Annotated in this window: 23 protein-coding genes; 10 read left to right on the forward strand and 13 right to left on the reverse strand. The window is 61.8% G+C overall.

Annotated features, from left to right (window positions below; genetic code table 11):
- Positions 1–33 precede the first annotated feature (33 nt).
- Positions 34–1,713 (forward strand): thiamine pyrophosphate-dependent enzyme, encoded by a 1,680-nt coding sequence (locus AC1DXO_RS17960; protein ID WP_476979550.1) that lies wholly within the window; start codon positions 34–36, stop codon positions 1,711–1,713.
- A gap of 527 nt (positions 1,714–2,240) precedes the next feature.
- Here the strand turns inward: AC1DXO_RS17960 and AC1DXO_RS17965 are convergent.
- From AC1DXO_RS17965 to AC1DXO_RS17980, 4 genes are read right to left on the reverse strand one after another with little or no spacing between them, the layout of a single operon-like run.
- Entirely contained in the window at positions 2,241–2,828 is a 588-nt protein-coding gene (locus AC1DXO_RS17965; protein WP_476979551.1) for a YcxB family protein, read from the reverse strand.
- Positions 2,825–3,520, reverse strand: coding sequence for a TPM domain-containing protein (locus tag AC1DXO_RS17970; RefSeq protein ID WP_476979552.1), 696 nt, complete (start codon positions 3,518–3,520; stop codon positions 2,825–2,827). The genes AC1DXO_RS17965 and AC1DXO_RS17970 overlap by 4 nt, the downstream gene beginning before the upstream one ends.
- A 1-nt stretch (position 3,521) precedes the next feature.
- Entirely contained in the window at positions 3,522–4,346 is an 825-nt protein-coding gene (locus AC1DXO_RS17975; protein ID WP_476979553.1) for a TPM domain-containing protein, read from the reverse strand.
- A 26-nt stretch (positions 4,347–4,372) separates the two neighbouring features.
- Positions 4,373–4,990, reverse strand: a complete 618-nt coding sequence (locus AC1DXO_RS17980) for a LemA family protein (RefSeq protein ID WP_476979554.1) — start codon at positions 4,988–4,990, stop codon at positions 4,373–4,375.
- Positions 4,991–5,154: 164 nt separating this feature from the next.
- On the opposite strand from AC1DXO_RS17980, the gene AC1DXO_RS17985 reads away from it, so the two are divergent.
- Positions 5,155–6,489 carry a tetratricopeptide repeat protein gene (locus AC1DXO_RS17985; RefSeq protein ID WP_476979555.1) on the forward strand — a complete coding sequence of 445 codons (1,335 nt, stop codon included), beginning with the start codon at positions 5,155–5,157 and terminating at the stop codon, positions 6,487–6,489.
- 14 nt (positions 6,490–6,503) lie between these two features.
- Positions 6,504–9,041, forward strand: a complete 2,538-nt coding sequence (locus AC1DXO_RS17990; RefSeq protein ID WP_476979556.1) for a tetratricopeptide repeat protein — start codon at positions 6,504–6,506, stop codon at positions 9,039–9,041.
- Between the two features lie 46 nt (positions 9,042–9,087).
- Here AC1DXO_RS17990 and AC1DXO_RS17995 read toward each other — a convergent pair whose 3' ends face one another.
- The 3 genes from AC1DXO_RS17995 to AC1DXO_RS18005 form a co-directional block, all read right to left on the reverse strand.
- Positions 9,088–10,761 (reverse strand): carboxylesterase/lipase family protein, encoded by a 1,674-nt coding sequence (locus AC1DXO_RS17995; protein ID WP_476979557.1) that lies wholly within the window; start codon positions 10,759–10,761, stop codon positions 9,088–9,090.
- Between the two features lie 59 nt (positions 10,762–10,820).
- Positions 10,821–12,407, reverse strand: coding sequence for a GH39 family glycosyl hydrolase (locus AC1DXO_RS18000; RefSeq protein WP_476979558.1), 1,587 nt, complete (start codon positions 12,405–12,407; stop codon positions 10,821–10,823).
- A 111-nt stretch (positions 12,408–12,518) separates the two neighbouring features.
- Positions 12,519–12,995, reverse strand: a complete 477-nt coding sequence (locus AC1DXO_RS18005) for a MarR family winged helix-turn-helix transcriptional regulator (RefSeq protein ID WP_476979559.1) — start codon at positions 12,993–12,995, stop codon at positions 12,519–12,521.
- A 45-nt stretch (positions 12,996–13,040) separates the two neighbouring features.
- On the opposite strand from AC1DXO_RS18005, the gene AC1DXO_RS18010 reads away from it, so the two are divergent.
- Positions 13,041–14,066 carry a hypothetical protein gene (locus AC1DXO_RS18010; RefSeq protein WP_476979560.1) on the forward strand — a complete coding sequence of 342 codons (1,026 nt, stop codon included), beginning with the start codon at positions 13,041–13,043 and terminating at the stop codon, positions 14,064–14,066.
- A gap of 245 nt (positions 14,067–14,311) precedes the next feature.
- On the forward strand, positions 14,312–14,806 hold the full coding sequence (locus tag AC1DXO_RS18015) for a CPBP family glutamic-type intramembrane protease (RefSeq protein WP_476979561.1): 495 nt from the start codon (positions 14,312–14,314) through the stop codon (positions 14,804–14,806).
- Here the strand turns inward: AC1DXO_RS18015 and AC1DXO_RS18020 are convergent, their stop codons facing one another.
- The 3 genes from AC1DXO_RS18020 to AC1DXO_RS18030 form a co-directional block, all read right to left on the reverse strand.
- Positions 14,807–15,283 (reverse strand): hypothetical protein, encoded by a 477-nt coding sequence (locus tag AC1DXO_RS18020; protein WP_476979562.1) that lies wholly within the window; start codon positions 15,281–15,283, stop codon positions 14,807–14,809.
- 115 nt (positions 15,284–15,398) lie between these two features.
- Positions 15,399–15,926 (reverse strand): GNAT family N-acetyltransferase, encoded by a 528-nt coding sequence (locus AC1DXO_RS18025; RefSeq protein ID WP_476979563.1) that lies wholly within the window; start codon positions 15,924–15,926, stop codon positions 15,399–15,401.
- Positions 15,927–16,303: 377 nt separating this feature from the next.
- Entirely contained in the window at positions 16,304–16,816 is a 513-nt protein-coding gene (locus AC1DXO_RS18030; RefSeq protein ID WP_476979564.1) for a GNAT family N-acetyltransferase, read from the reverse strand.
- A 185-nt stretch (positions 16,817–17,001) separates the two neighbouring features.
- Here AC1DXO_RS18030 and AC1DXO_RS18035 point away from each other — a divergent pair, with 185 nt between their 5' ends.
- On the forward strand, positions 17,002–19,326 hold the full coding sequence (locus AC1DXO_RS18035) for a tetratricopeptide repeat protein (RefSeq protein ID WP_476979565.1): 2,325 nt from the start codon (positions 17,002–17,004) through the stop codon (positions 19,324–19,326).
- Between the two features lie 231 nt (positions 19,327–19,557).
- Here the strand turns inward: AC1DXO_RS18035 and AC1DXO_RS18040 are convergent, their stop codons facing one another.
- Both AC1DXO_RS18040 and ald read right to left on the reverse strand, forming a co-directional pair.
- Positions 19,558–21,417 carry an alkaline phosphatase family protein gene (locus AC1DXO_RS18040; protein ID WP_476979566.1) on the reverse strand — a complete coding sequence of 620 codons (1,860 nt, stop codon included), beginning with the start codon at positions 21,415–21,417 and terminating at the stop codon, positions 19,558–19,560.
- 197 nt (positions 21,418–21,614) lie between these two features.
- Positions 21,615–22,712 carry an alanine dehydrogenase gene (ald, locus tag AC1DXO_RS18045; RefSeq protein ID WP_476979567.1) on the reverse strand — a complete coding sequence of 366 codons (1,098 nt, stop codon included), beginning with the start codon at positions 22,710–22,712 and terminating at the stop codon, positions 21,615–21,617.
- Between the two features lie 174 nt (positions 22,713–22,886).
- Here ald and AC1DXO_RS18050 point away from each other — a divergent pair, with 174 nt between their 5' ends.
- Entirely contained in the window at positions 22,887–23,351 is a 465-nt protein-coding gene (locus AC1DXO_RS18050) for an Lrp/AsnC family transcriptional regulator (protein ID WP_476979568.1), read from the forward strand.
- A gap of 80 nt (positions 23,352–23,431) precedes the next feature.
- On the opposite strand, the gene AC1DXO_RS18055 is transcribed toward AC1DXO_RS18050, so the two are convergent.
- On the reverse strand, positions 23,432–23,632 hold the full coding sequence (locus tag AC1DXO_RS18055) for a DUF465 domain-containing protein (RefSeq protein WP_476979569.1): 201 nt from the start codon (positions 23,630–23,632) through the stop codon (positions 23,432–23,434).
- Between the two features lie 169 nt (positions 23,633–23,801).
- Here AC1DXO_RS18055 and AC1DXO_RS18060 point away from each other — a divergent pair, with 169 nt between their 5' ends.
- From AC1DXO_RS18060 to AC1DXO_RS18070, 3 genes are all read left to right on the forward strand, one after another.
- Complete coding sequence (locus tag AC1DXO_RS18060) at positions 23,802–24,422, forward strand: UbiX family flavin prenyltransferase (protein WP_476979570.1); 621 nt, start codon at positions 23,802–23,804, stop codon at positions 24,420–24,422.
- Positions 24,415–24,921, forward strand: coding sequence for a TIGR02444 family protein (locus AC1DXO_RS18065; protein WP_476979571.1), 507 nt, complete (start codon positions 24,415–24,417; stop codon positions 24,919–24,921). The genes AC1DXO_RS18060 and AC1DXO_RS18065 overlap by 8 nt, the downstream gene beginning before the upstream one ends.
- Positions 24,922–24,993: 72 nt before the next feature.
- Entirely contained in the window at positions 24,994–25,386 is a 393-nt protein-coding gene (locus tag AC1DXO_RS18070; protein ID WP_476979572.1) for a YdcH family protein, read from the forward strand.
- Positions 25,387–25,411 lie beyond the last annotated feature (25 nt).

Here is a 25,411-nt window from a genome sequence, read left to right on the forward strand (position 1 = left end):
GAGGCGGCCGACCCTCTTAAAAAGGCAAGCACCGTGGCTAATGTCTGTGACGTTCTTGTGCGGTTGATCGGCGAGGCCGGTACCCGCCATATTTTCGGCGTTCCGGGGGATGCCATCAACGCCCTGACCGAAGCCATTCGCCGCCAGACGGTGGTCGACTTCATCCATGTCAATCACGAGGAGTCGGGCGGGTTTGCCGCGGTCGGCCAGGCCAAGCTGACAGGCCGGTTGGGCGTCTGTGCCGGCACGTCGGGGCCGGGCGCCATCCATCTTCTCAATGCGCTTTATGACGCCAAATGCGACCACGCGCCGGTGCTGGCCATCACCGGCCAGGTCTCGACCGCCATGACCGGCAGCGACTATCAGCAGGAGGTCGACCTGCATGCCCTGTTTGCCGATGTCGCCATCTATAACCAGGTGATCGTCAACCCGGAGCACGCACCCTATATCATTGTGCAGGCGATCCAGGCGGCTTTGGAACGGCGCGGCGTGGCCCATATCAATATTCCGGTGAACCTGGCCTCGAAATCGGTTCCGCAGGCCGACCGCTGGCACGTGCGTGTGCCTGATATGCGCAGCGTGCCGGCGACGGTTTCCGAGGCCGATGACGCGATCCACCAGGCGGCAAAGTTGATCGACAGCAGCGCGCGGCCGGTGATCCTGGCCGGGCTTGGCTGCAGCGGCGCCGAGGACAAGGTGCTGGACCTGGCCGAAGCGATCGGCGCGCCGGTGATCCACGCCTTGCGCGCCAAGGAACTGTTCCCGGAATCGCATCCCCTGTCGATTGGCGGGATCGGCAATCTGGGCGTAAAACCATCGGTCTATGCGTTGGAACATGCCGATCTGCTTTTGCTGATCGGCACCAATTTTCCCTATGTCGAATTCCTGCCCAGGAAGATCAAGACGATCCAGATCGACCTCGATCCGTGCCAGATCGCCAAGCGTGTCCCGGTCGATTGCGGGATCGCGGGTGATACGGGTGCTGTGCTCGATCAACTGCTGCCATTGGTTTCTGCCAAGGCGGACAGGACGTTTCTTGGTAATGTGCAGCGGCACGTCCGCCAGTGGCAGGAAGAGAAGGAAGACTACACGACGGCAGCCAATAAGCCCGTCCATCCGGCGCGACTGGTCAAGGCCATTTCGGATGCTGCGGCGGACGACACCATCTTCGTCTGCGATACGGGCGAGGTCACCGGTTGGGTGGCGCGTTATCTCGAGATCAGGAAGGGCCAGCGCTTCACGGTGTCGGGCATGCTGGCGACCATGGCGTTTTCGCAGGGCGCGGCGATCGGCGCCAAACTGGCCTATCCCGAACGTCCGGTCGTCGTCCTCACCGGCGACGGCGGCTTTTCGATGCTGATGACCGATTTTTCGACGGCGGTGAAATACAAGCTTCCCATGCTGATTGTCGTCTTCAACAACCGGCGCTTGGCCTTGATTGAGTCCGAGCAGGAAGTGAAGGGCATGCCGCGCTATGAGACCGAGTTGCATAATCCCAATTTCGCCGCCTTTGCCCAGATCTGCGGTGGTGATGGCGAGCGTATTATGGACCCTGCGGACCTTAATGACGCCATTGCGCGCGGCCTGGCCAGCCCGGAACCCTATATCCTCGATGTGATGATCGATCCGGAAGTGACGTTTGTCCCGCCCAAGGTCAGCCTTAGCCAGGCTGCCGGCTATGTCATCGCCAAGATCAAGGAACTGGCGGAGTAGAAGGGGGTTTCCCATGCCTACGCCTCCGGCGAGGTGACAGGCGTAGGCAAGTGGTCGATACGCTTAAACCACCTCTTCCCGTTTACGGGGAGAGGGTGGCGCGAAGCGCCGGGTGAGGGGCATTCCACTACAGAAGCAATGGCCTCTATGGCTGTGCAGCACGAGCTTTGGCTATCGCATTTAATATAACCGCTGACCGCGCCGTTGAACCCGCAGTGGAATGCCCCTCACCCGGCTCGCAAGAAGCTCGCCACCCTCTCCCCGTAAACGGGAAGAGGGAATTTAAGCCCTGCTTTTCATATGAGTGCAGCTCTCGCTCATATCTCGATCAGCACGTCCGGCAGTTCGTTGGGATTATCACCCGTCGGTGGGAAGTGCGCCGACAAAGCCGCGCCGCAGGCTGCGATAGCTTCTTCGAATCCCGTCGTCAGGTCACCCGACTTGATATGTTCAACAATACCGAAACCGTGTCGTTCCAGAAATCCTTGCCGACCTTGGCATAGATGCCGGCGTCGGCCTATCAAAGATTATTTGACCGACATTGCCGCCTGCCAACGCGTCAGGGCCGTGTCGAGGAAGGACTGCGCGGCTTCGGGCGACCCAAACCCCACCTTGGGCAGCATCATGGCGCAATTGCGATTGGTAAAGATCAAGATGGTTTCTTTCGAGGCCGTGACCTCGTGAATATCCGCCCAAGCGAGGGTAGAGATTTTCGAGTCGGTCGTCTTCAGGATACCCGCATCGGTGATTTCGGCGTCACTGACCCGGCGGGAAACCGGACCCAACCAGTAACCCGCCAGCAGCTGCAGATAGGTAGCCAGCGGTGACAGGACATACATGACCAGAGCCGATATGAGTAAGGTAAAAGCCAGGCTGAAAAGCAGAAACGTCAGAATGTGCGCAGCAAACCAAATGGAAGGCAAATTCGACTTTGCATAGAAATCCCAAGGTTTCACGCTCCACGCCATCATGGCGAGCATGCCGATAGCGAATACGCCGGTGATAATCAGGCGCCGCCGAGACGGGAGGTTACGTTTCAGCCAGACGCCGAAAAAGCCATTGATATTATTGACGCCGACTCGATAGCCGGAAATGCGCATGGCGCTCTCGCTCATATCTCGATCAGCACGTCGGGCAGTTCGTTGGGATTATCACCCGTCGGTGGGAAGTGCGCCGACAAAGCCGCGCCGCAGGCCGCGATAGCTTCTTCGAATCCCGTCGTCAGGTCACCCGACTTGATATGTTTCAACAGCACCGAAACCGTGCCGTTCCAGAAATCCTTGTCGACCTTGGCATAGATGCCGGCGTCGGCAATGACCTCGACCACATGTTCTTCCAAAGCCAGGAAGATCATCACGCCCGTCTGGGCCTGGGTCAGGTGCAGGCCGCGGGCATAGAACTGCTCCATGGCCTTGGTATGGACCTTCTTGCGCCGCGTCGCCGCCGGGGTCAGCCACAGCTTCAGCGGCGTGAAATTGATCAGCAGATAGACGCCGGCGAACAGCACCAACTGCAGGAAGGCGTAGGTGACGACGATCTCCCACATGGCCAGTTCGCCCGTCACGCCGATCGAGTTCCAGCCCAGGACGGAGGTGAGCACGCCAGCTAGCCAGTCGTGTGGCAACATACCCATGCCGGCGACGATCAGCGGGACGATAAAGGCCGTCGCTGCCGCCCAGCCCAGCGGTGTCTCGCCGTAGTCGAGCGCCTTGGCCTTGACCACGCAGGTGATCTCGCCGGACGTCGTGTCCTCGGCCCGGGCAATGGCCGCATTGATGCGGCTGTGATCGATATTCAGTTGGCTCATCTTACCAGCTCCCCGAACTTCCGCCGCCGCCGAACGAGCCACCGCCGCCGGAAAATCCGCCACCTCCGCCGCCGCCGCCCCAGTCACCGCCGGACCATCCCCCACCGCCGCGGCCACCGCCGCCCAACAGGTTGCCGAGGATCAGCCACGGTAGCCAGCCACGGGCAAAGAAGACGATGAAAATGATGATCAGGATCAGAACCGGCAGGGGGAGGCGCGAGCCGTGCTCGTTACCAGCGGACGCCTGCTGAGTGGCCTCCTGGGCCTTTTGGATGGCGACGCCCCGGTCGAGCGACAATTGCTGGACAATGGCATCAGTGCCGCCGGTAACGCCGGCTTCGTAATTGCCGGCCTTGAACTGCGGCAGGATGGCGTTGCGGATGATCATCGACGACAGGGCGTCGGTCATCACCGGTTCCAGGCCATAGCCGACCTCGATGCGCACCTTGCGATCGTTGGGCGCAACGATCAGCAGCAGGCCGTTATCCTTATAGGTCTGGCCGTTGGACGCCTGGACCTGGCCCTTCTGGCCGATGCCCCACTTACGGCCCAGTTGGTAGCCGTAGTCGGAGATCTCATAGCCGCCCAGATCCTTGACCGTAACAACCACGACCTGGTCGGTGGTGGCCTTTTCAAGCCCCTGGAGCTTGAGGTCGAGATCGTGCTCGACAGCCTCCGACAGGATGTTGGCGTCATCAACAACATGGGTGTTGTTCTGCGCCGGAAACTGCGGCTCGGCGATGGCCTGGACGGTCATCGCACTGAAGACAAGCGTCAGCAGGGCCACGAGCCACGGCCGAAAACCCTTGAAAATCGGGACAGTCATAGCTCTTTGGTCCTGCTGTTAGGCGCTTATTTCGAGCTGTTGACGCCGACGTCCGAGAAATCGACGGTCGGGGCTTCGGAGGCCGATTCCGGCGCCGTGAAGTAGATCATCGGCTTGCTGCCCGAATAGGCGGTCTTGGCCCAGACAATGCCCGGGAAGGTGCGCAGGGTCGTATTATAATCCTGGGCGGCCTCGTTGTAGTCCCTCTGCGCGATCGAGATGCGGTTCTGCGAACCTTCGATCTGGCTTTGCAGGGTGAGGAAGTTCTCATTGGTCTTCAGTTGCGGATACTGCTCCTGAATAACCATCAGGCGGCCAAGGGCCGACGACAGGCCATCCTGGGCCTTCTGGAACTGCTGGAATTTTTGCGGATCGGTGATGGTCGACGCATCGACCGTCATCTGCGTCGCCTTGGCGCGGGCCTCGGTAACGGCGACCAGGGTCGAGCTTTCCTGCTTGGCGGCGCCCTTGACGGTGGCGACCAGCTGCGGGATCAGATCCGCGCGGCGCTTATATTCGACCTCGACCTGCGACCACTTGGCCTTGGCGTTTTCTTCCTTGGTCGGGATGGTGTTGAAGCCGCAGCCGGTGAGGCCGAGCGCCAGACCCGCAACCGCAATCAGACCTAAAACGCGCTTGAACATTGATAGCTCCCATTTTCAAAAGGGAGCTCGTCCGCCCCCCTGCCAGCCTATGTGGGGTGTCTTAACCCATTTTAAAGGGCGGCAAAAGAGCACATTTTTTGGAGGAGGTACGAGACAACCCGAAATAAAGCCGCTAATCTCCGTTGCTTACCAGAGGGGGATTCATGTTTTCGACCTGCCGTAACGCCCTAATTGCCGCGGCCTTGCTGGCGGCTGTGCCGTCTTTTGCCCATGCTGCCGACGCGCCCAGCGCCGCAGCCAAACTATCCGAAATCGATGCCCTGACGGCCAAGGCCCAGGGCGGCGACGTCAAGGCCATGGTCGATCTGGGCCAGCGCTACGCCGAGGGCAAGGGTGTCGACAAGGACGGCGAAAAGGCCCTGTCGTGGCTGAAAAAGGCCGCCGACACGGGCGACGGCGAGGCCCTTGTCGCCCTGGGTGACCTCTATCTCAACGGTTCAGCCGTCGACGAAGACGACGCCATGGCCATGACCCTGTACCGCCAGGCGGCGGCGAAGGGCACGGCGAGCGGTCAATACAGTGTCGGCTGGATGTACGAGGAGGGCTACAGCGTCACGAAGGACTATGCCGAGGCGCAGAAATGGTATCTGTTGGCCGCCAAACAGTCCAATATCCTGGCGATCAACCACCTGGGCGACCTCTATTATTTTGGCCGTGGCGTCCCCAAGGACTATGTTATGGCGGCGAAATACTACCAGCAGGCGGCCGATCTCGGCGGCGGCTATGCCTATTCGTCACTCGGCGACATCTATGAAAACGGGTTGGGCGTCGCCAAGGACGCCTCCAAGGCCGTGGCCTATTACCGCAAGGGCGCCGAACTGGGCGACTGCACCGGGATCTATAATATGGGCAGTACCTATGAGGACGGTAATCTGGGCTTTACCGCCAATATCGGCAAGGCCTTCGAATACTACACGACCGGCGTCGAAAAGGGTTGTGGCTACAGCATGCTGGCGGTCGGCCGTTTCTATTCCGACGGACTGGGCCGCGACGCGGACGAGGGCGAGGCCTTCAAATATTACGCCCTGGCGGCCATGAAGGGTGTGGCGCTCGGCCAGCGCAAGCTGGGCATGAGTTATTTCTACGGTTCGTTCCTGCCGTCCAATCCGCACGAGGCCCTGATCTGGTTCCACAAGGCCGCCGACCAGGACGATGCCCGGGCGCAGTACTATATCGGCTATTGCTACATGAAGGGGCTCGACGTCGAGACCAACTATGCCGACGCGCAAACATGGTTCCGCAAATCGGCAGAACAGGAAGACGCCTGGTCGCAGTACCAGTTGGGCGTGATGTATGAAAACGCCATGGGCGTGCCGCAGGACCGGGTGACGGCGCTGATGAGGTACAGCCTGGCTGCCGACCAGGAGGACGAAGACGCCCTGGCTGCCATCAAGACGATCAAGGCGCAGATGTCGGGCGGCGATATCGCCAAGGCTGAAAAGATGGCGAAGGCGGCCAAGGCCGCCAAATCCAGTTGATGGGGGCCCGGCTGATGCGTCCCCATCTGCTGCTATCGGTTGGTATCTCCCTTCTGGCGCTGATGACGGCGGCGCCCGTCGGTGCTGCCGATGTCAATGACCTGCGTTCCATGCCCGATCTGGAGGCAGCCGCGGCCAAGGGCGATACCACCGCCATGGTCACCCTGGGTGAGGCCTATGGCGAAGGGTGGCGTGAGCCGCGCGACATGACGCGGGCCGAGGCCTGGTTCACCAAGGCGGCCGACGCCGGCGATCCCCTCGGCTGGGCGGCCATGGGCTGGATCTACGAATGGGCCTACGGCCTCGACAAGGATTATCCGCGCGCCGTCGCTCTGTATCGCAAGGCTGTGGCCGCGGGCAATACCGACGCCATGCGCTGGCTGGGGGATGCCTATCTTGCTGGGCACGGAGTCGCCAAGGATTACGCCGAGGCGAAGCGCCTGTATGAGCAGGCGATCGCCGGCGGCAGCTTCGACGCCCTGGCCAGTCTCGCCAGGCTGTACAAGGATGGCCTGGGGGTAAGGCAGGACTACGCCAAGGCGGTCGAACTGAGCCGTAAATCGGCCGATGGCGGCTCGACCTTCGGCATGCAGATGATGGGCTTTGCCTGTCTGACCGGACACGGCGTCGACAAGGATGATGTGAAGGCCATGGCGTGGTTTCGCCAGGCCGCCGACCTTAGGGAGCCGGCCGCCGACTACATGATCGGCTACATATATGCCAACGGATTGGGCGTACAGCAGGATCACGTCCAGGCGGTAGATTGGTGGCGCAAGGCCGCCGATCTGGGCCAGCCCGACGCCATGTATGCGCTGGCAACGAGCTATATCAACGGCGAGGGCGTGACGGCTGATCCGCCGAAAAGCGTTGAATGGCTGCGCAAGGCCGCCCAGCTCGAATTTTCGGACGCCCAGAAAGAACTGGCCGATGTTCTCTATTCGGGCACCCGGGGCACGACGAGGGACGTCGCCCAGGCCTTTAGCTGGTACCGTCGTGCGGCGGACCAGGACCATGCCGATGCGCAACTCGCCGTCGGCATCATGTACCTGAACGGCGAGGGCGTAGCGAAGGACGAAAAGGCCGCCATGACCTGGCAGCGCAAGGCGGCGGACCAGGGCAATGCCCAGGCCATGAACCGCGTTGGCCTTATGTACGAAGGCGGCGTGGGTGTTGCGGCCGATCCGGCGCAAGCCGCCGTATGGTACCAAAAGGCAGCCGACCTGAAGGACAATGATGCCCTGTTCAACCTGGCTGCCCTGTACCAGCGGGGCAGCGGCGTGGCGAAGGATGAGACGCGCGCCGTCACCCTGTATCGCCAGGCGGCCGACCAGGGTGATGTCGCGGCGCAGCGGCGGACCGGCAACATGTATCTCGACGGCATTGCGGGGAAGGCGCCTGACTACAAACTGGCCATGTCCTATCTGCTGATGGCGTCTGCCGGCAACGACGCCGACGCGCAGAACAGCCTCGGGTTCATGTACCAGAAGGGCTACGGCGTTACGGTCGATGCTGCGACCGCGGTGAAATGGTACAAGCAGGCGATCGCCAACGGCAGCGCCACCGCGCCCTATAATTATGGCTGGATGAAGCTCTACGGTGACGGCGTCGACCAGGACTATGCCGAGGCCCTGACGTGGTTCCGCAAGGCGCTCGACGCCGGAAACGAGGACGCCCGCTATTATATCGCCCTGATCTACTACGAGGGCGATGGCGTCGCGTCGGATTACAAGGTGGCGCTCGACAACTTCATGGTCGGCGCCAATGATGGCGAGCCATGGGCGCAATACTATGTCGGCCAGATCTATTATAACGGCTTTGGCGTGACGGCGGACGCCAAGACGGCCTTTGCCTGGACGAAGAAGGCGGCCGACCAGGACTTGGCCGCGGCGATGAACCAACTCGGCTACCTGTATCGTCACGGCGAAGGTGTCGAAAAGGACGAGGCCAAGGGCGTGGAATACTATCGCAAGGCCGCCGAAGCGGGACTGGAGGATGCCCAGGTCAATCTGGCCTTCCTGTATCTGTTCGGCGAAAGCGTCGACCGCGATCCGGTGGAGGCCTTTACCTGGTACAGCAAGGCGGCCGACAGCGGCAATGTCGCCGCCAAGGCACAGGTCTGCGCCATGTATCGCTCAGGCGTCGGCGTCGTGATGGACATGGACAAGGGCCAGGCCATCATCGACGGTTTTGTCGCCGACAAACAGGCCTATGGCTTCACCGCCCTGGGGGAGGTCTATCTCAACGGCAGCGGTGTCGAGGAAGACTATGACGAGGCGCTGATCTGGCTGAGGCCGGCGGCCAGGGCGGGCAGTCCGACGGCGCAGTTCGATCTGGGCGTCATGTCTGAAAACGCCATGGGTGTGGCGCAGGATCGTGTCGCAGCCCTGACCTGGTATCTGATCGCCGCCGCCGGTGACAATGCCGATGCACCAAAAGCGATCGAGGCAATCAAAAAGCAGATGACCGGCGGCGATATCCGCAAGGCTGAAACCGCCGCCAAGGCGTTCAAGGCCGGTCCACTGGTGCTGGAGACGATGACCGCAGCCGCCTAAAGCGAAGCGCGAACCGGACGGAGTTCCGGTTCGCGACGCTTAACGATCAGCCAAGCAGGATGCGCCGCGTGGTGCCTTCCGGATCGTCGCGCATGCCGCAGGCATTGTCGAAGACCATGGTCTGGCACCTGACCGGGTCGCTGGGCGTCCAGGGCAGGGCGGCCTGGCTGGGGCTGCCGGTTCGCGCGAAGCTGGCCCAGGCGCCGGCCATCTTTGTCGCCAGGGCCCGCGCCTGCGGCGTGTCGCCGGTGCCCTGGTCGCAGCGGCGCGTGTTGTCGAAGCAGAAGGCCAGTTCGGCCGTATGCCAGGCGCCGGCGACGCCGTCCAGCTGCGGCGACTGCCACTGGAACAGGTATTGGTAGACCGGCGCCGCCTTCTGTTCGTACTTCAGCCGGACCATGCGCTGGACATTGTTGCGGGCGACGATCCCGCCGACGCCGTAGGACAGGGTGCGGATCGCCTTTTCGGGATGCGCGGCCTTCATGGCGGCGATCAGGGCATCGGCCTTGGTGTCGCCGAGCGAACCCGCCAGGTCGGCACGCCACTGGGCCTCGGTCGGATTCGAGCCAAAGCGCATACCCTCTTCGCTGACATTACCGACGATCACCGGGATGTTGCGCGAGGCGTCGGGTGCTACGTCCTGATAAGACCGGCAGATCACCATGCGGCCGTCGAGGGTCGGCGCCCAGCCGACGCGCGGTGTCGGGTTGGGATTGGGGGCGGGCGACAGGTAGCCGCCCTTCATCGGGCCGTTGATGCGCTCGGCGACACGTTGGCCTGCGGCATTCAGGGTGGCCCAGTCCATCTTTTGCAAGGCGGCCATGTCGCCGGCCGCCACGCCCAGCTCCTTGATCACCTGGCGGGCGAAGTCCTTCGACTGTTCCGCCGAGGGGATATTACCGCCGCCGCCCGACTGGATGATGCCCTTGTGGATCATCCCCGCGGCGGCCGGCATGCCCAGCAGGGTCGTCACCTTGGACCCGCCGCCGGACTGGCCGTAGATCAGCACATTGTCGGGATTGCCGCCAAAATTGTGGATGTTCTCGCGCACCCAGCGCAGGGCGAAGACCAGGTCCATCATGCCGATATTGACCGAGTCGTCATAAGCGGAACCACCGAATTCCGCCAGGTCGAAGAAGCCCAGCCCGTTCAGGCGGTGGTTGACCGACACCTGGACGACGTCGTGGTTGCGCGCCATCTGGGCGCCGTCATGCGATGCCAGTTCGTAGGACGAGCCGAAGCTGAATCCGCCGCCGTGGAAATAGACCATGACCGGGCGGTTGCCGGTCAGGGACGGCGTCCAGATGTTCAGCTTGAGCATGTCCTCGCCGAGGAAGCCGTCCGTCCATTGCTGCAGGAAGGTGTGTTCGGCGGCGCGGAAATTGTGCAGGGTCTGTGGGCAGTTGGCGCCATAGGCCAGGGCGGCATAGGCATCCGTCCACGGCTTGGGCGGCTTGGCGGGAAGCCAGCGGTTCTCGCCGCCCGTGTCGTCGCCATAGGGTATGCCCTTGAAGGTGAGGACGTCGTGGTCGACATAGCCACGCACCGGGCCGTATTGGGTCTTGGCGATTGCCGATCGCGGGGTTGAACAGCCGCCGGCCGCGTCGGCGGTTGACTTGACCGTGGCCGCCTGGGCCGGTCCCTGGAAGGCGAGCCCCGCCCCGGTAACGGCGGCCAGGAGGGCATGGCGCCGGCTGAGCGGCGTGGAGTCGATGGTCATGATGGCATTCCCTTTTTTAGTTGGGCCCTGTTTCAGTTGGGCCGTTCTTGGTGACGGCTTTATTGGATGGGTGTCAGAATGAACTCGAAGCAATCATTGGCATGCAGCGCCACCTCGCGGGTGAAGCGGCCATTGCTGACTGTCACCTCGCCTGTGAATAATGGCGCATCCTCGCTGAGGGCCGTCAGGTTTCCGACCTGGGCGCGCGTTAGCTGGGTCGGCGAGCCCATATGGACATAGGCAGTGAAGGGGTCGTTGTGGCCGTAGCCGATCTGGTGGATCTCCAGCCGGTAGCGGCCGTTCGCCACCCCGGCGATGTTCAGGGTCAGCTTGCCCTTGTCGTCCGCCGGCACTTCGTTCTTGTAGAAGCTCTGGTCGGTCTGGCCCTTGGGCGGCACGACCGGCGAATAGTCCCACACCAGGGCCTGGATCGAGCCGTCCTTCGAGGAGGTGATCCACGACGCCGGGTCGCTGCTCTCAACATCGTTCTCACCGAGCCGGCGCAGGAACTTGAAGGCATGGAAGGACGGCTTCTTGATGCCGTGGATGTTCAGCAGGCCGAACCCGCCGTGAAATGCTTTGAAGGGCGGGCCATTCTCTTCGAAGATATCGGTGAAGGTCCAGTAGGACATCGAATCGACATAGGGCGAGGCGCGCTTGACCACGTTCATGATGAAGCTGGCCTGGCCGTATTGGTCGTGCATGTAGTCCGACGGGGTGTAGGACGAGCTCCACTCCGTGAAATGCAGTTGCTTGTCGCGTAGCGGGCTGGCGTTCATCAGCTCGCGCGAGTGGCGCATCCGGCCGGCAACGCGCTCAGGATTGGGATCGATGATCGTGCCGGCGGTGCCGTCCTGGTCGAAGAAGCCCTGTTCGACGCCATAGGCATGCAGGGCGATAAAGTCGATCGGCGCAGGATTGGCGATGATCCATTTCTCGAACGCCTGTTCCGAAGCATAGGGGACGGCCGTGGCAGGTCCGCCGATGCGGCACGTAGCGCATTCGGCGCGAATGGCTTCCGACGTCGTCTTGTACAGCTGGAAATAGTCCTCGAGCGGGTGCGGCCAGAAACCGCGGATATCCGGCTCGTTCCACACCTCGTAGTACCATTGTGTGATCTCGGCCTCGCCATAACGTTCCTTCCAGTGGACCATCAGGGCGCGGATAAGGTTGGCCCACTTGGTCTGGTCCTTGGGCAGCGAGGTGTTGCCCTTCCACCAGAACACCGTCGTTGTTCCGCCCGCCAGCTTGCTGGGCATAAAGGTCAGTTCGACGAACGGCCGGATCTTCCGGGCCAGAAGCGCGTCGTAGAGCGTGTCGATATACTGGAAATTGTAGCGGGGATTGCCCTGCTTGTCCTCGTCATAGACGGCCATCTCGTCATTGAGGATGCCGTGCATGCGCAGATACTTGAAGCCGATCTCGTCCTGCACGGTCGATAGCTGGTCCTGCCAGTCGGCGCGAAGGCCCTCCGCGGCGCGGCCGGCGCCGACGACCTCGAGCGGGACGGGCGAGTGCGGGCCGATGACGCGTGACACATCGGCCGTGACGACCCTGTCGGCCGACTGGGCCAGGACGGGCGCGGCCGACAGCAGCAGGGCCATCGCGGAAAAGACGACGGTATTCAGGGTAAGACCCGGACGCATGCATTTCCTCCTTGGCGAGCGGTCGAACGCCGCGTCTTTTTCATATATCAAATATGGACGCCAAAGATTGCATTCGTCAACTATTATGTCAGACAAATGTGGTCTTTTTACCTAGCTCTGTTTAAGCCGTTCCGTCTGCCCCCTGAGTACGGCCGTGGTGTCGGCGAGGTAGCGGCCGATAACCTCCAGTTCGGCCGGCGTGTAATGCGCAGACATATCAGCCATGGCCGCGCCCAGCGCGCCGTAGATCGGCCCCAGGACGGCGGCCAGCTTTTCGCGGTTGGTCGCGTGGACCAGCAGGCTGCGCCGATCGTCGGGATTGGGCTGGCGCCGGGCATAGCCGGCCTTTTCCAGGCGGTCGACAATGCCGGTGATGGCGCCGGTCGTCAGGCCGGTCGCCTGGGCCAGTTGTCCCGGTGTCACCGTACCCATGTCCCCCAATACGCCCAGGCAGCGGCTTTCGGCGGCGCTCATGCCAATCTTGCGCGCCACGGTTTCGTGAAAGGTAATGACGGCGGTCGCCATTTCACGGCCCAAACGGTCGCCGCCCTGGGCCTTCGCAATCTGACTTGAATTTATCTTAGACATAAGATATTTATATATGAGATTTTCACGAAATGAAAGGAAAATCTCATGTCCGCCGCCGAAATTGACGTCAAAAGATCGTGGTTTTCCAAGCTGTTGCCGGCCTTGACCCTGCTGGTCATGGCGCCAGCCATTGCCGAACTGTTGCCGGGCGCGACGCGCGTCAGTGCCGCCATCTTTTTTCCGGTCGAGATGATGATTTGGGGCGGCGGCGCCGTGCTGGCGCGATTTTTCGTGCGTAAGTACCGGCTGGGTTGGTTCAACCTGGTCCTGTTGGCCCTGGCTCTGTCGGTCGCCGAGGAATGCCTGATCCAGCAGACGTCATTCGCCTCGCTGGTCATCCAGCTCAAGGGCGTCGAATACGGCCGCGCCTTTGGCGTCAACTATGTCTATTTCGTTTGGGCGCTGTTGTATGAGGCGATCTTCGTCGTTTGTATCCCCGTCCTGTTGTGCGAGATGCTGTTCCCGTCGCGCAAGGCTGACGGGTGGTTGAACGGCTGGGGGATTGGCGTCCTGGTCGTCCTGTTCGCGGTGGCCTGCGTGCCGGCATGGTACGGCTGGAACATGATCGCCCGCGTGCAGATCTTCCATCTCGAGGCCTATCATCTGCCGCAGGACCTGATGATCGCGGCGATTACGGGGCTCCTGGTGCTCGTGTTGCTGGCCTTGGGGCCCACGCGGCGCCTGGTCGCCGGCGCTGCGAAGCCGCTTAGCCCGCCGCATCCGCTGGTGCTGGCGGTGCTCGGGGTTGCGGATGCCGGTGTGATCTTTGCCATCGAGATCCTGGCCTTTGGTATCATGCCGCAGATGCCTGAGGTGGTACCGGTCGTGACCGGGATCGTGCTGGGCCTGCTGATGCTGGTCCTGGTGCCGCGCTGGATGGCATCACCGGCCTGGACGCGCTGGCACGATGTTACGATGAGCTACAGCACGGTTTTGGCCAATTTCGGTTTCCTGTTCGTGGCCTTTATCGGGGCATCGCCGGTCGACCTGTACGGCAAGATCGTCCTCGATGTGTTGGGCGCGCTGCTGATGTCGTGGCTGGCGGTGGTTTATCTGCGTCGGAAAGCGTAGGCGACGGCAGGCAAGGAAGGTGAACCGCAGATTTCACAGATTAGCGCAGATTTTTCAGAGCCTTAATCTTGAATTGTCCTGGTCGTTGGCGGGGCGACGAAAACGGATCGTTACGCGATCATATGAGGGCTTTGAGGGCAAAGGATCCGATGGAAGCACCGAAAAATCTGCGCTAATCTGCGAAATCTGCGGTTCACCTAATTGCAAGGGCGGCGGCCGTTTCTCGTATTTGATCAATAGGCGCCATGCCCCTGTTCTCCCGCCTGATCCGTTCGTTGACCAACTGGCCCACTGGCCGTGGCTGGCTGGAATGCCTGCTGACAAGCCTCGGTGGTGCGGCAATCATTGCCGTCCTTGCCACCTCCACTGGTCTGCTCCGCTATCATCCCGACCTGTCCCGCCTGTCGCCGGTCGTTTTTCTGATCCCGGCCTTTACCGAGGAACTGATCTTTCGCGGCCCGCTACCGACACAGGGCGAGACGACGCGGCCGTTCCTTTGGCTCAGCCTGGGCGTTGTCATCTTCACCCTGTGGCACGTCGTCGAAGCGACCACCTTCCTGCCCGGTGCGACGCTATTCCTGACGCCGGGCTTCCTCATCTGCGCCGCCGTCCTCGGCGCCGCCTGCGCCTGGATGCGCTATCGCACAGGCTCGCTATGGCCGGGCGTTGTCTTCCACGGCGTCGTCGTCCTCGCCTGGCAGGTCCTGTTCAGCGGACCCGCAATCGCCGAGCTGAGATAGTCAGGCTTCGTCACGCAGCGCGCGTCGCGTCAGTATGGCGATGGGCAAGGCGACCAGAATAATGTGGGCGAACATGGCGCTGGCGAAATCAAGATCGAAGGCCGGCGGGAAGGCGGGGGCTGGGCCGTGCTTCGGGTCGGTCATCGGCAGGACGACATAGGTCATGACGCCATACAGGATCACGCCATAGACTGGGGCGAAAATCAGGGCATTGCGCGCGATCATCGGGACAATGCGGCAGATCAGATAGAAGACCAGCGCCATGACCACGGCGATGCCGAAATGCAGGCCGATGCCCAGCGCGAAGGTCGGCCAGCCGCCGCTGAACGACGATGATCCAAGCACGTGGGTCGCTATGCCCTGGCCGATCCGTATCGGTGGGATGTGCTTCCAGAACCAGAAGATGGCAAAGGCGTAGGTGATGTCGAGAAAGCCGGCGATCAGGCCGCCTGTAATTACGGTTTTAAGCCGCCCCATGGTCATATCTCCCTGTGGCACGGCCTTATAGCGGCCGCGCTCTGCGGGGAAAGTTAACACGGGTATGAAAGCGCGTCCAACCGTCGCCGGTTACCGCATCGTCACGCCAGGATCTTTACGCCATGACCAGGGGCTGGGTCGCGGCGCTTGGATTGACATATTTGTGCATGAGATAGTCGGTAAAGGCGTAGCGTCCGACCTGGCTGCTGAATTCCCGCTTTACGGCAAAACCCGAGCGCAGGCAGAAATCTACCGAAGCGCCTTCGTCCTTGTGCACCGTGATCACCAGGTCGCGAGCCGGCGCGAAATGATCCTGGGCAGCGCGTATCAACGCCTTGCCGAGACCGTAGCCACGAAAATCCTTCATGACATAGAGGTGGCTCATGCAGATGCGCGAACCTTCGAGATGCGCAGTGGCGAAGCCGACATCGGCCCGGCCGACACGGACGACAAAATGGACGTCGCCGCGTTCGCGTATATCGTCTTCCATCTGGTCGATGTCGAACAGGCTGCTGACGGTCGAATCCATGTCGCCGGGGGCGATATGGGCATGATGGCACTTCGGCCAAATCTGCATGGCGAGCGCGCGGACGACATCGAGGTCGTCGATAGAGATGGTACGGACCTGGGCTAGGTTGGGCATGGCTGGCTCCACGGGTCGGGTTACGATTTTAAAGCATCTGGCAAACAGTTGGCCGTATCGTGACGGCACGCGCTTCGTGGTGGTCCCGAGCGCTTATATTTATTTTGCGCCGATTTATTCGGCCGGCCTGTTAACCCGTTGTTAGGCATGAATTAACAGGACCTTAATTTTGTAACACAGAAAAGGCAGAGTAAATAGCCGTGAAATAGACGGTAACGGGATTGTTGACCTGGGGCATTTTCGCGTGAACGGAGGTGTCCGTTAGGCCTTTGTTAATCCCTGCAAAGAAAGGCTTAAGTATTGTAAATGAAATGTAAAGACGCCATTTTCGGAAATAAGGAAAACGTAAGGGTCGGAACCAGGTCAGATTTTCAGCGCTAAAGCGCCTTCTGCATGACGTAGTCGGTGAAGCCGTACGGCCCCATCTGGACCGGCACCTCGGCCTCGACCTGAAAGCCTGAGCGCAGATAGTAGTCGATGGCCGGCCTGTTATCCTTGTTGACGTAGAGGGCCAGTTCCTGCGGCGGGCTGCTGGTCACTTCGTGGGCGTGGAAGTGATGCAGCGCCGTCTCGATCAAGCGCTTGCCCAGGCCCAGGCCGCGATGGTCGTCGCGGACATACAGCTTCTTCAGCCAGAGGCGATCGCCGTCCTTATAGGCTGCGGCATAGCCGACATCGAGGTCGCCATAGCGCACGACCCAGAAGGCGTGGCCCTGGCGTATCATTTCGTCTTCGAGGTTGTCGGTGGCGTACAGCACAGCCAGCATGGCGTCGACACGGTCGGGACCGATGATGTTACGATAACATTTCGGCCAGATAATCAGCGCCAGTTCGCGCACGATTTCCAGTTCATCAACGCCGATCCTGCGCACCCTGGGCTGTTTTGCCATATTTGCTGTCCTGTGGCTGAGCCGTCTTTTTGCGGCCTGCCTTGACTATGTTGCAGAACGCCGGTTTTTCCAAGTGTAAATTTCGCGCATTTTGGCTTGCCTGCGTGGGCCCGCCGGCGCTGGACTTGCGACAGCCGTCCACTGGGCGTAAGCTAGCAAAAAACGGGGAACAAGATGGGGGTTTCATGCGCGCGGCAATCTTGTGTCTTGTAACATTCGCCGGGCTGGCAGGCCTGGGTGATGCGGCACAGGCGCGCTCCGTGGCGCCCAAAAAGCCGGTCTTCGACGCCGCGAAGATCGACGTCAACGATCCGTTCGCCCTGAACGACGCCGGCGAATGTTTCGATCCCGACCTGCCGGATCCGGAGGGCAACTATTATCCCGTCTATACCGGCTGCGATCCGTCCTACGCCCTGGCGCGCGACTGGTATCAGCGCGCGGCGGCGGAGGGCAGCACCACGGCCTGGTACCACCTCGGCAACTACGCGTTTACAGGTCACGGCGAGCCGCGCGACTACGGCCGCGCCATGCAGCTGTACCGCAAGGCCGGCGACAATAGCCTCGCCCAGGAAAAGATAGGCCTGATGTTCGACCAGGGGCTGGGGGTTGCGGAAGATGATGCCGAGGCCATGCGCTGGTACGAGCGCAGCGAAGGCGCCTATTTTGTCCGGGCCGTACATTATTTCAAGGGTACCGGCGTCGCCCAGGATCGGGCGAAGGCCTTCGGCCTGTTCGGCAATGACGGCAGTTGCAAGTCGAACCTGGCCCAGGGATACATGCTCTTCGCCGGTGACGGTACCGCTGTCGACTACGATTCCGCCATGATGGACTTTGCCTATGCCGCCAACTGTCCCGACGGTGCTCCGGCCTGGTCGTTGGCTGAAAACCTGCACCCGCAGAATTTTGCAGAGGCGTGGCTAACCCTGCGCCGCAAGGCCGGTAGTGGCGAGGCGGCGGCGCAGGAAGCCGTCGGCGTCATCTATGCCGACAGCGATGAATTCTACCCCGGCGTCGAGTACAATGCATCGCGGGCCCGGCGCTTGCTCGACCTGGCCGCCGCTCAGGGCAATGGCCTGGCGCACCAGCGACTGGGGCAGATGGAAAAGGCCCGGCGCAAACCCGCCGGCGCTTTTGCCCATTTCAAGGCCGCTGCCGAAGCCGGCCTGGTCTGGTCGCAGTATGAAACCGGCCTGGCCTATGAAAACGCCGACGGCGTGGCGCAAGACTACGGGTTGGCGGCAGAGTGGTATGAAAAAGCCGCGCGCCAGGGCAGCGGGCTCGCGGCGGCCCGTCTGGGTGGCCTGTTGCTGGACGAAAAGCTTCATCCCGCCGATCCCGATGCGATCATGCGGATACAGGCCGACGCTTTGGCCGGCAGCGCTTTGGCGCAATATGAACTGGCCAAGGCCCTGCAGTTCGGCGACGAAGGCTTAACTCCGGATCTCGTCCAGGCGCGCGCGTGGTACGAAAAGGCGGCAGCGCAGGGCCAGGCGAGAGCCCAAAGTCTGGCCATGACCAATCTCGCCCTGATGCTGCGCGACGGCCTAGGCGGGGCCGCCGATCCGGCGGCGGCCCAGACCTGGTTGCAGCGGGCGGCGGTCACAGATCCCCGCGCCGAACTGGCGCTGGGCCATGACGAAAGCGCTGCAAACCTGGGTGAGCCACTGGCCTTGTATGCCCGCGGCAAGACCCGCTATGCCGCGGGCGATTACACCCTGGCTGCCGATGATTTCCGCCGTGCCGCCGAACAGGGCCATGATGATGCCCGTCACGCGCTCGGCCTGATGTATCTGCTGGGCCAGGGCGTCGAACGCAGCGATGACATGGCCTCCGACTGGTACCAGGCGACGGCATTACGTGGTGACTCGGCCCTCGAACAGGATCTGGGGCCCTGGCATCATGAACCCAGTACCCGTCAGCGCGATGTGATCATGGCCGTGCATTGGTTGACGCTGGCGGCGGAGGGCAAGGACGGCTTTATCGAGGACGCCCATAACCGGCTGGCCCATCTCTATGCCGATGGAAAACTTGTGCCGGTCAATTGGAGCATGGTCGACCGCTACAGCTATATGGAAGACCTGAACCCTGAACACGTGAAAAACCTCCAGCTGGAAGCCACGATCTGCGAGCCCATGGTCGATCGCACGGTGGCCTGTGTCGAGAGGTTGATGGAGGCCGGTGACTTCGATGCGCCGCGTCAGTTGTTGATGGGGACATCGGAAGGACCCTATATCGTTTTGGACAGCCGGACCCGCTGTGCCTGGGCGCAACGCGGCTATGACCACGGCGCGCCGTGGGCGGCGGCGATTTTGGGCAGCTATCATTTCGATGGCCAGACCTGTGCGCTCGATCGCGCCCTGGGCTGGCAACTTTCGGCGGAGGGGCTGTTGCTCGATCCGGCGGCCGACTGGCGCTGGCTGGAAACCATGGAGGCCAGCATGACGGCCGATGAACTGGCCAGGGGCCGCTTGAGCCTGCTCACCAAGCTCGGCAGCTTCGTGCAGCCATAAAAAAAGACGCCCAAGGCAGGGGGGACAGCCTTGGGCGCCGCAGACCGGGCTGTCATAGGGGAACGCCACGGATATGAGCATTACGGCGTTCAGTTTGGTTTGGATCACGTGTCGGCGAAATTTTTTTGATGTGGTAAAAAGACTTTGAACACGGATCACCTTCACTGACGCGTAGGTGATCCGTGGTGAAAATCTTTGCTTTCGGGTAAGATCCGAAATTGCCGCGGGTGCCTATTTTTGCGTCTTCAAGCCCACGACCCGGCCGGGCTGGCCTGCGGCGTCGAGATAGGTTGCCGTCTCTGTTGTCTGGGTTTCCAGGACAGTGACAAAACCGTTGGTCGCCGGTTGTGAGCGCGTAACCACTGGCGTTGCCGTGACGGCTTCAGGTCCGCCGGCCAGGGCCTCTATGGCCACACGGCCCTTGAGCGTGCCTACAGACGGGAGGTCGAAGCCCAATATGTGCGCCAGGGTCGGCGTGATGTCGGCATTGCTGATCGGTGATGGATCGACGAAGCCTGACTTGAAGTCCGGACCGATCGCCGCCATGAAGTTGTGTGTATTGGCGCGGGTGAAACCGCCGTGGCTGCCCTGGCCCTGCTGCAGGCCGCCATCGACCACCATGGCCGAACATAGCTCTTCATTATGCCATTGCGCCATGCACTCGGGCACGACCTGGTCGGTCATGCTGACATAGATGGCCGGGCGCGGCGTGATCGCGCTGCCCGTCAGGCCGACCTGGCCAAAGGTGAGCGCGCCCGGAACCTGACCCAGTTCGTCGCTGACGAAAAGGCCGGCGACATAGTCCTGGGTGCTCAGGGCGCCGGCGATGCGCGGCGCCAGGTCCTTGGCTTTGGCGGGATCGAGATACAGCATCTGCGTGCCGCCGCTGACCACGATCAGGATATCCGGGTGCGCCGGATCGGCGCCGATCAGCGACGTGCCACCCGGGTGCTGGTTATGGGTCGCGTCGACCGGCGCGCCGTAGGAATCGTAGAGCGGCAGGTTCAGGGCGTGTGCCAGGTCGATGGCCAGGAAGCCGACGGGCAGGAAACCCGGCACCGTATCGTCGGGGAAGCTCTGCTTGGCGGCCCATGACGTTTTCGACTGACGGCTGATGGTCGAGAAGCCGTGGTCGGCGGTGACGAAGATGTCGGTCGTGTCGTAGAGGCCCAGGGCCTTCAGCGAGTCGATCAGGGCCTGAAGGTTGTCGGAGGCATTGCGCACGGCGGCCAGCGAGGTCGGGCCGTTGATGCCGGGATACAGCTCATTCAGGCTGTCGCCCGTATTGTGCTGGGTGCCGTCCGGGTCGCGCGACCAGTAGACCATGGCGAAGGGCTGGCCCGACGCGGCAAAGCGCGGCAGCAAAACCTTGGTGGTCACGGCGGCGAACCAGGCCTGTTGATCCGTATTGGCGACCTGGACGCCCGGCATATTGTAGGCACCGGCCCAGGTGTTGAGGCCGCGGTCGGGCGCCGAGACCTCGAGACCGGCATCACGGATAGCCTGGGCCACGACAGGATCCAGCCCGATGCCACCCGCATGGACCTTGGCGCTGGTCGCATCGTCGATAACTATGGCCCCGGCGGCAGGGGCAGCGATGTCCTGGATCAGGACGGGGCCTTCCTTGCCGATCGCGGCGGTCTGGTAACCGTGTTCACGCGCCAGGCGCAGCAGGCTGACCTCGTTGAGATAATTGCCGCCGTAGCGCGCATTGACCTCGTTGAGAACCGGATTGTCCTCCATGTCGGCGGTCGGCGCGCCCTGGGCCGCCGTCAGGACCGGGTCGAAATGCATGTTGTTGGCCCACTCGCCCGTATCGCCGATACCGTGGCCGGTAGCGATGGCCGAGGCGTTCACCGTCGTGACGGTCGGGTACAGCGAATGCGAATTGTGAAAATCGACACCCTGGCTGCGCACCTGGTCGAAGGTCGGCGCGGTGTCGTGCGTGACGATGCCCGAGCGCAGGCCGTCGGCGACGAAGATGATGACATTGTGCCGTGAGGCGGCGTCAGCGGCTTGAGTGGCCATAGGCAGGGCCAGCACGGCGGCGATGGCCAGGCAGGACGTGAAGCAGGTTTTGAACAGGGTCATGGCGGGAGTCTCCAGCCCCGCCATGACCACGGCAATGTGACAGGCGTGTGTAGGTGCAGGCAGTTTATTCCAAGCGCGATGACGCTGACTCATCGCGCTTGGCAAGGGCGACCGCCCGCCCGAGCTTATGCGAGGAGCCATGCGGCGCTTGAGCTCAAAAAAGCTTAATACCAACCGGTCATTTTTGACCGTTGGTGTTAAGCCGCGAAGTCGAGATCGAGGGCCTCGGCGACCGCCTTGTAGGTGATCTTGCCGGCGGCGACGTTCAGTCCGGCATGCAGGTGCGGGTCAGCCGCCAGGGCCGCCGAAACGCCCATGCGCGCCATCTTCAGTACGAAGGGCAGGGTGGCGTTGTTCAGCGCCAGGGTCGAGGTCCGCGCCACGGCGCCGGGCATGTTGGCGACGCAATAGTGGACGATGCCATCAACCAGATAGATCGGGTCCTGATGCGTCGTCGGATGCGAGGTTTCGAAACAGCCGCCCTGGTCGATGGCGATGTCGACGAGGACCGCGCCGGGCTTCATGGTTTTCAGCATGTCGCGGGTGATCAGCTTGGGGGCGGCGGCACCCGGGATCAGCACGGCGCCGATCACCAGGTCGGCGTCGCGAATGGCCTCGGCCAGGCCGGCCTTGGACGAATAGGCCGTCTTGACGCGGCCGTGGAACATCTGGTCGATTTCGATCAGTTTGTGCGGATTGATATCGAACAGGGTGACGTCGGCCGACAGGCCGACCGCCATCTGGGCGGCATTGATGCCCGAGACGCCGCCGCCGATGATGACGACCTTGCCCGGCGCCACACCCGGAACGCCGCCCAGGAGGACGCCGCGGCCGCCAAAGGCCTTGTGCAGATAGGTGGCGCCGACATGGACCGAGATGCGGCCGGCGACTTCCGACATCGGGCGCAGCAGCGGCAGGCCACCGGCGGCTTCGGTTACGGTTTCATAGGCGATACAGGTGGCGCCCGACTTCATCAGGGCTTCGGCCTGGGGCTTGTCGGCGGCGAGGTGGAGATAGGTGAACAGGGTCTGCGACGGCTTTAAGCGAGCGCATTCGTGCAGTTGCGGTTCCTTGACCTTGACGATCAGGTCACCGGCGGCGAAGGTTTCCTCTGGCGTCGCCAGAATGGTGGCGCCGGCGGCGACATAGTCGTCGTCCGAAAAGCCGATGCCAGCGCCGGCCTGGGTTTCGACGAAGACCTGATGGCCCTGATGAGTCAGTTCGGCGACGGAGTGAGGTACGAGACCGACGCGGTATTCGTGGTTCTTGATTTCCTTGGGGACGCTGATCTTCATGGGGGCTCTCCATTCATACGATGTGGGTGCCGGGCCTGTCCCTCAACGCTACACGGGAAGCCGTTGCATCCGGGGTGCCGTTGCAAATGAGATCAATTATATCCTACTCGCCGCGCCAAATCCTCGAAATTTTGTGAATTGCCACGGCAGTCAGTCAGAGATATTCTCAAAAACATGGCAGTAGGCGATAAATTTTCCGATCTCGATTCCTTTGACCGTGAACTGATCAAGGTCTTGCGCGGCAATGCCCGAGCGACCTCCGCCGATCTGGGCGAGGCCGTGGGGCTGTCGCCGTCGGCCGCTCACCGGCGCGTCAAGATACTGGAACAAAAGGGCGTGATCGCCGGCTATCGCGCCGTCATCGCCGAAAATGTCCAGGGCAAACAGGGCACGGTCTTCGTCCATGTAACGCTTCAGGACCAGCGCCGCGAGACCTTTGAGAAGTTCGAAAAGGCGGCGGTTGCCTGTGTCGCCATCGAGGAATGCCACCTGATGTCGGGCGAGGCGGATTATCTGCTCAAGATCGTGCTGCGCGAAAGCCTGTCCTATGAAGACGTCCACCGTGATGTCCTGTCGACCATGCCGGGCGTGTCGAAACTGGTGTCGCAGTTCTCGATCCGCACTGTGAAGATGGCGTGACCCAATAAAAACCCCCGGCCGCGTCATCGCTCCGGGGGTTTTCTATATTTCAATTTTTCCTACGCCATCCCGGCGCTGGTTCAGTGGAAGACAGGCTCTTCGACTCCCTGTCGTACGTGTGCCTTCATGCGTTCGATTTCTTCCTTGAGCTTAAGCTTCTTTCGCTTCAGCTCCGTAAGGTATAGGGAGTCGCTGGAGGGGCTCCGCTCCTCGCGTGCAATCATATCTTTGAGGGATTGGTGACGATGGTCGAGTTCACGAACTCTCGCTTCGATGGACATACGGCAATATCCTCGTTCTCTCATGAGCCGGACCCCGTGTCCGGAGACCGTATGGAACACCCGTGGGAAGCGAAAGTAGAATCACGATCCGTTACATCTGATCACACAATCGAGAGATTCAAAGCGAATGAATTCTTAACGTTGTGCTTTGCAGCAAGGCAGGCAGATATTGACAATACATAAACCTAATCAAAAACTTATTGTCGCCATAAGTGGCGCGTCGGGCGCCGGGTACGGAATAACCGCGCTGAAAATGCTGAAGCACGCACAGGTTGAAACGCACCTGGTTGTCTCGCGCGCCGCCGCCTTAAGCCTCGGAGTCGAAACGGATCTTTCGCTGGCCGATGTCCATGCCCTGGCCGACGTCGTTCACAAACCCGGTGATATCGGCGCCACCATCGCCTCAGGCTCGTTCAAGACCTTAGGGATGCTGATCGCACCCTGTTCGATTAAGTCGCTCAGCGAGATCGCCACCGGCGTTACCACAAGCCTTGTTTCGCGTGCCGCTGATGTCTGCCTGAAAGAGCGCCGCCGTCTGGTTTTGATGGTGCGGGAAAGTCCGCTGCATCTGGGCCACCTGCGCACCATGGCGGCGGTCACCGAGATGGGCGCCATTGTCGCCCCGCCCATGCCGGCGCTCTATACCCGGCCGCAATCGGTCGACGAGATCATCGCCCAGAGCGTCGGCCGGGCGCTCGACCTGTTCGATATCGAGGTCGATATCAAGCGTTGGGCTGGACTCAAGGCCGAATCCAAGGACGGTCTCAAAGATGGCCTTAAGGATGGCTGAGTCTTTCTGGACCTGGGCGGTCGAGCGCTACAGCCGTGACGGCGTTGCCGCCCTGTGCCTGGCCTTGCAGGACGATCACGATCAGAACGTCCCTCTGCTGTTATGGGCGGCCTGGGGCGCGGCCCACGGAGTCCGAATCGCCGGCCATGTGGAGCGTGCCGCGGACGTCGCTCGTGTCTGGTCGCAGGCAGCCATCATACCGTTGCGCACCATCCGCCGCCGCCTCAAGACGACGCTTCATGAAGGTGATGATGCGGACCGGCTCGCCCTGCGCGAGACGGTCAAGACGGCCGAGCTGGCGGCGGAACGGGCCCTTATGAGTCAACTGGAATCGCTGGCCGTGCCTGGTGATTTCATACCCGTTTCCGGCCTGGTGGACTCTATCCTGGCCGCCCTGCTGGCGACGTCCGGCGCGTGGACGGCCGAAATTCCCGTCGAAGGCCTGACGAGCCTGACTCAGGCCCTTACCAAGACGGAAATTTTAGGCTATAATGGCTAAACGCGGAACCTTGGCAGCTTCCCCGTTTGTCCTTTAGCTTCAAATCCTTACGTCCAAGAGGAGTTGCTCTCCATGCACGACGACACGAACATCCGGAGCCTGCGCGGCGGTGACAACCTGCACCTGGTCAAGACGGATGGCGACGCGGCGCGGGGGGATATCGAAAGACGTGTGGCGCAACGGGTTGATGGCGAACCGCGCCTGGAGCTGGTGCCGGACTATCAGCCCGACGACCTGGAACCGCGCGTTCGCGAACTGCCGATCTCTGCCGAAACCGTCGCCCTGCGCAACGAACTGGCCCTGCTGCGCCAGGAGCACAAGGATCTGGACGAGTCGATCAATGCGCTACAGATGGTGCGCCTGCCTGACCAGATCATGCTGGCCCGTCTGAAGCGCAAGAAACTGGCCCTGCGCGACCGTATGTCGACCCTTGAAGACAAGATCCGTCCGGACATCATCGCCTGAAGCCGGCAGCCATGAGGGGGAAATC

The sequence above is a fragment of the Asticcacaulis sp. P2_C5 genome (assembly GCF_056404555.1).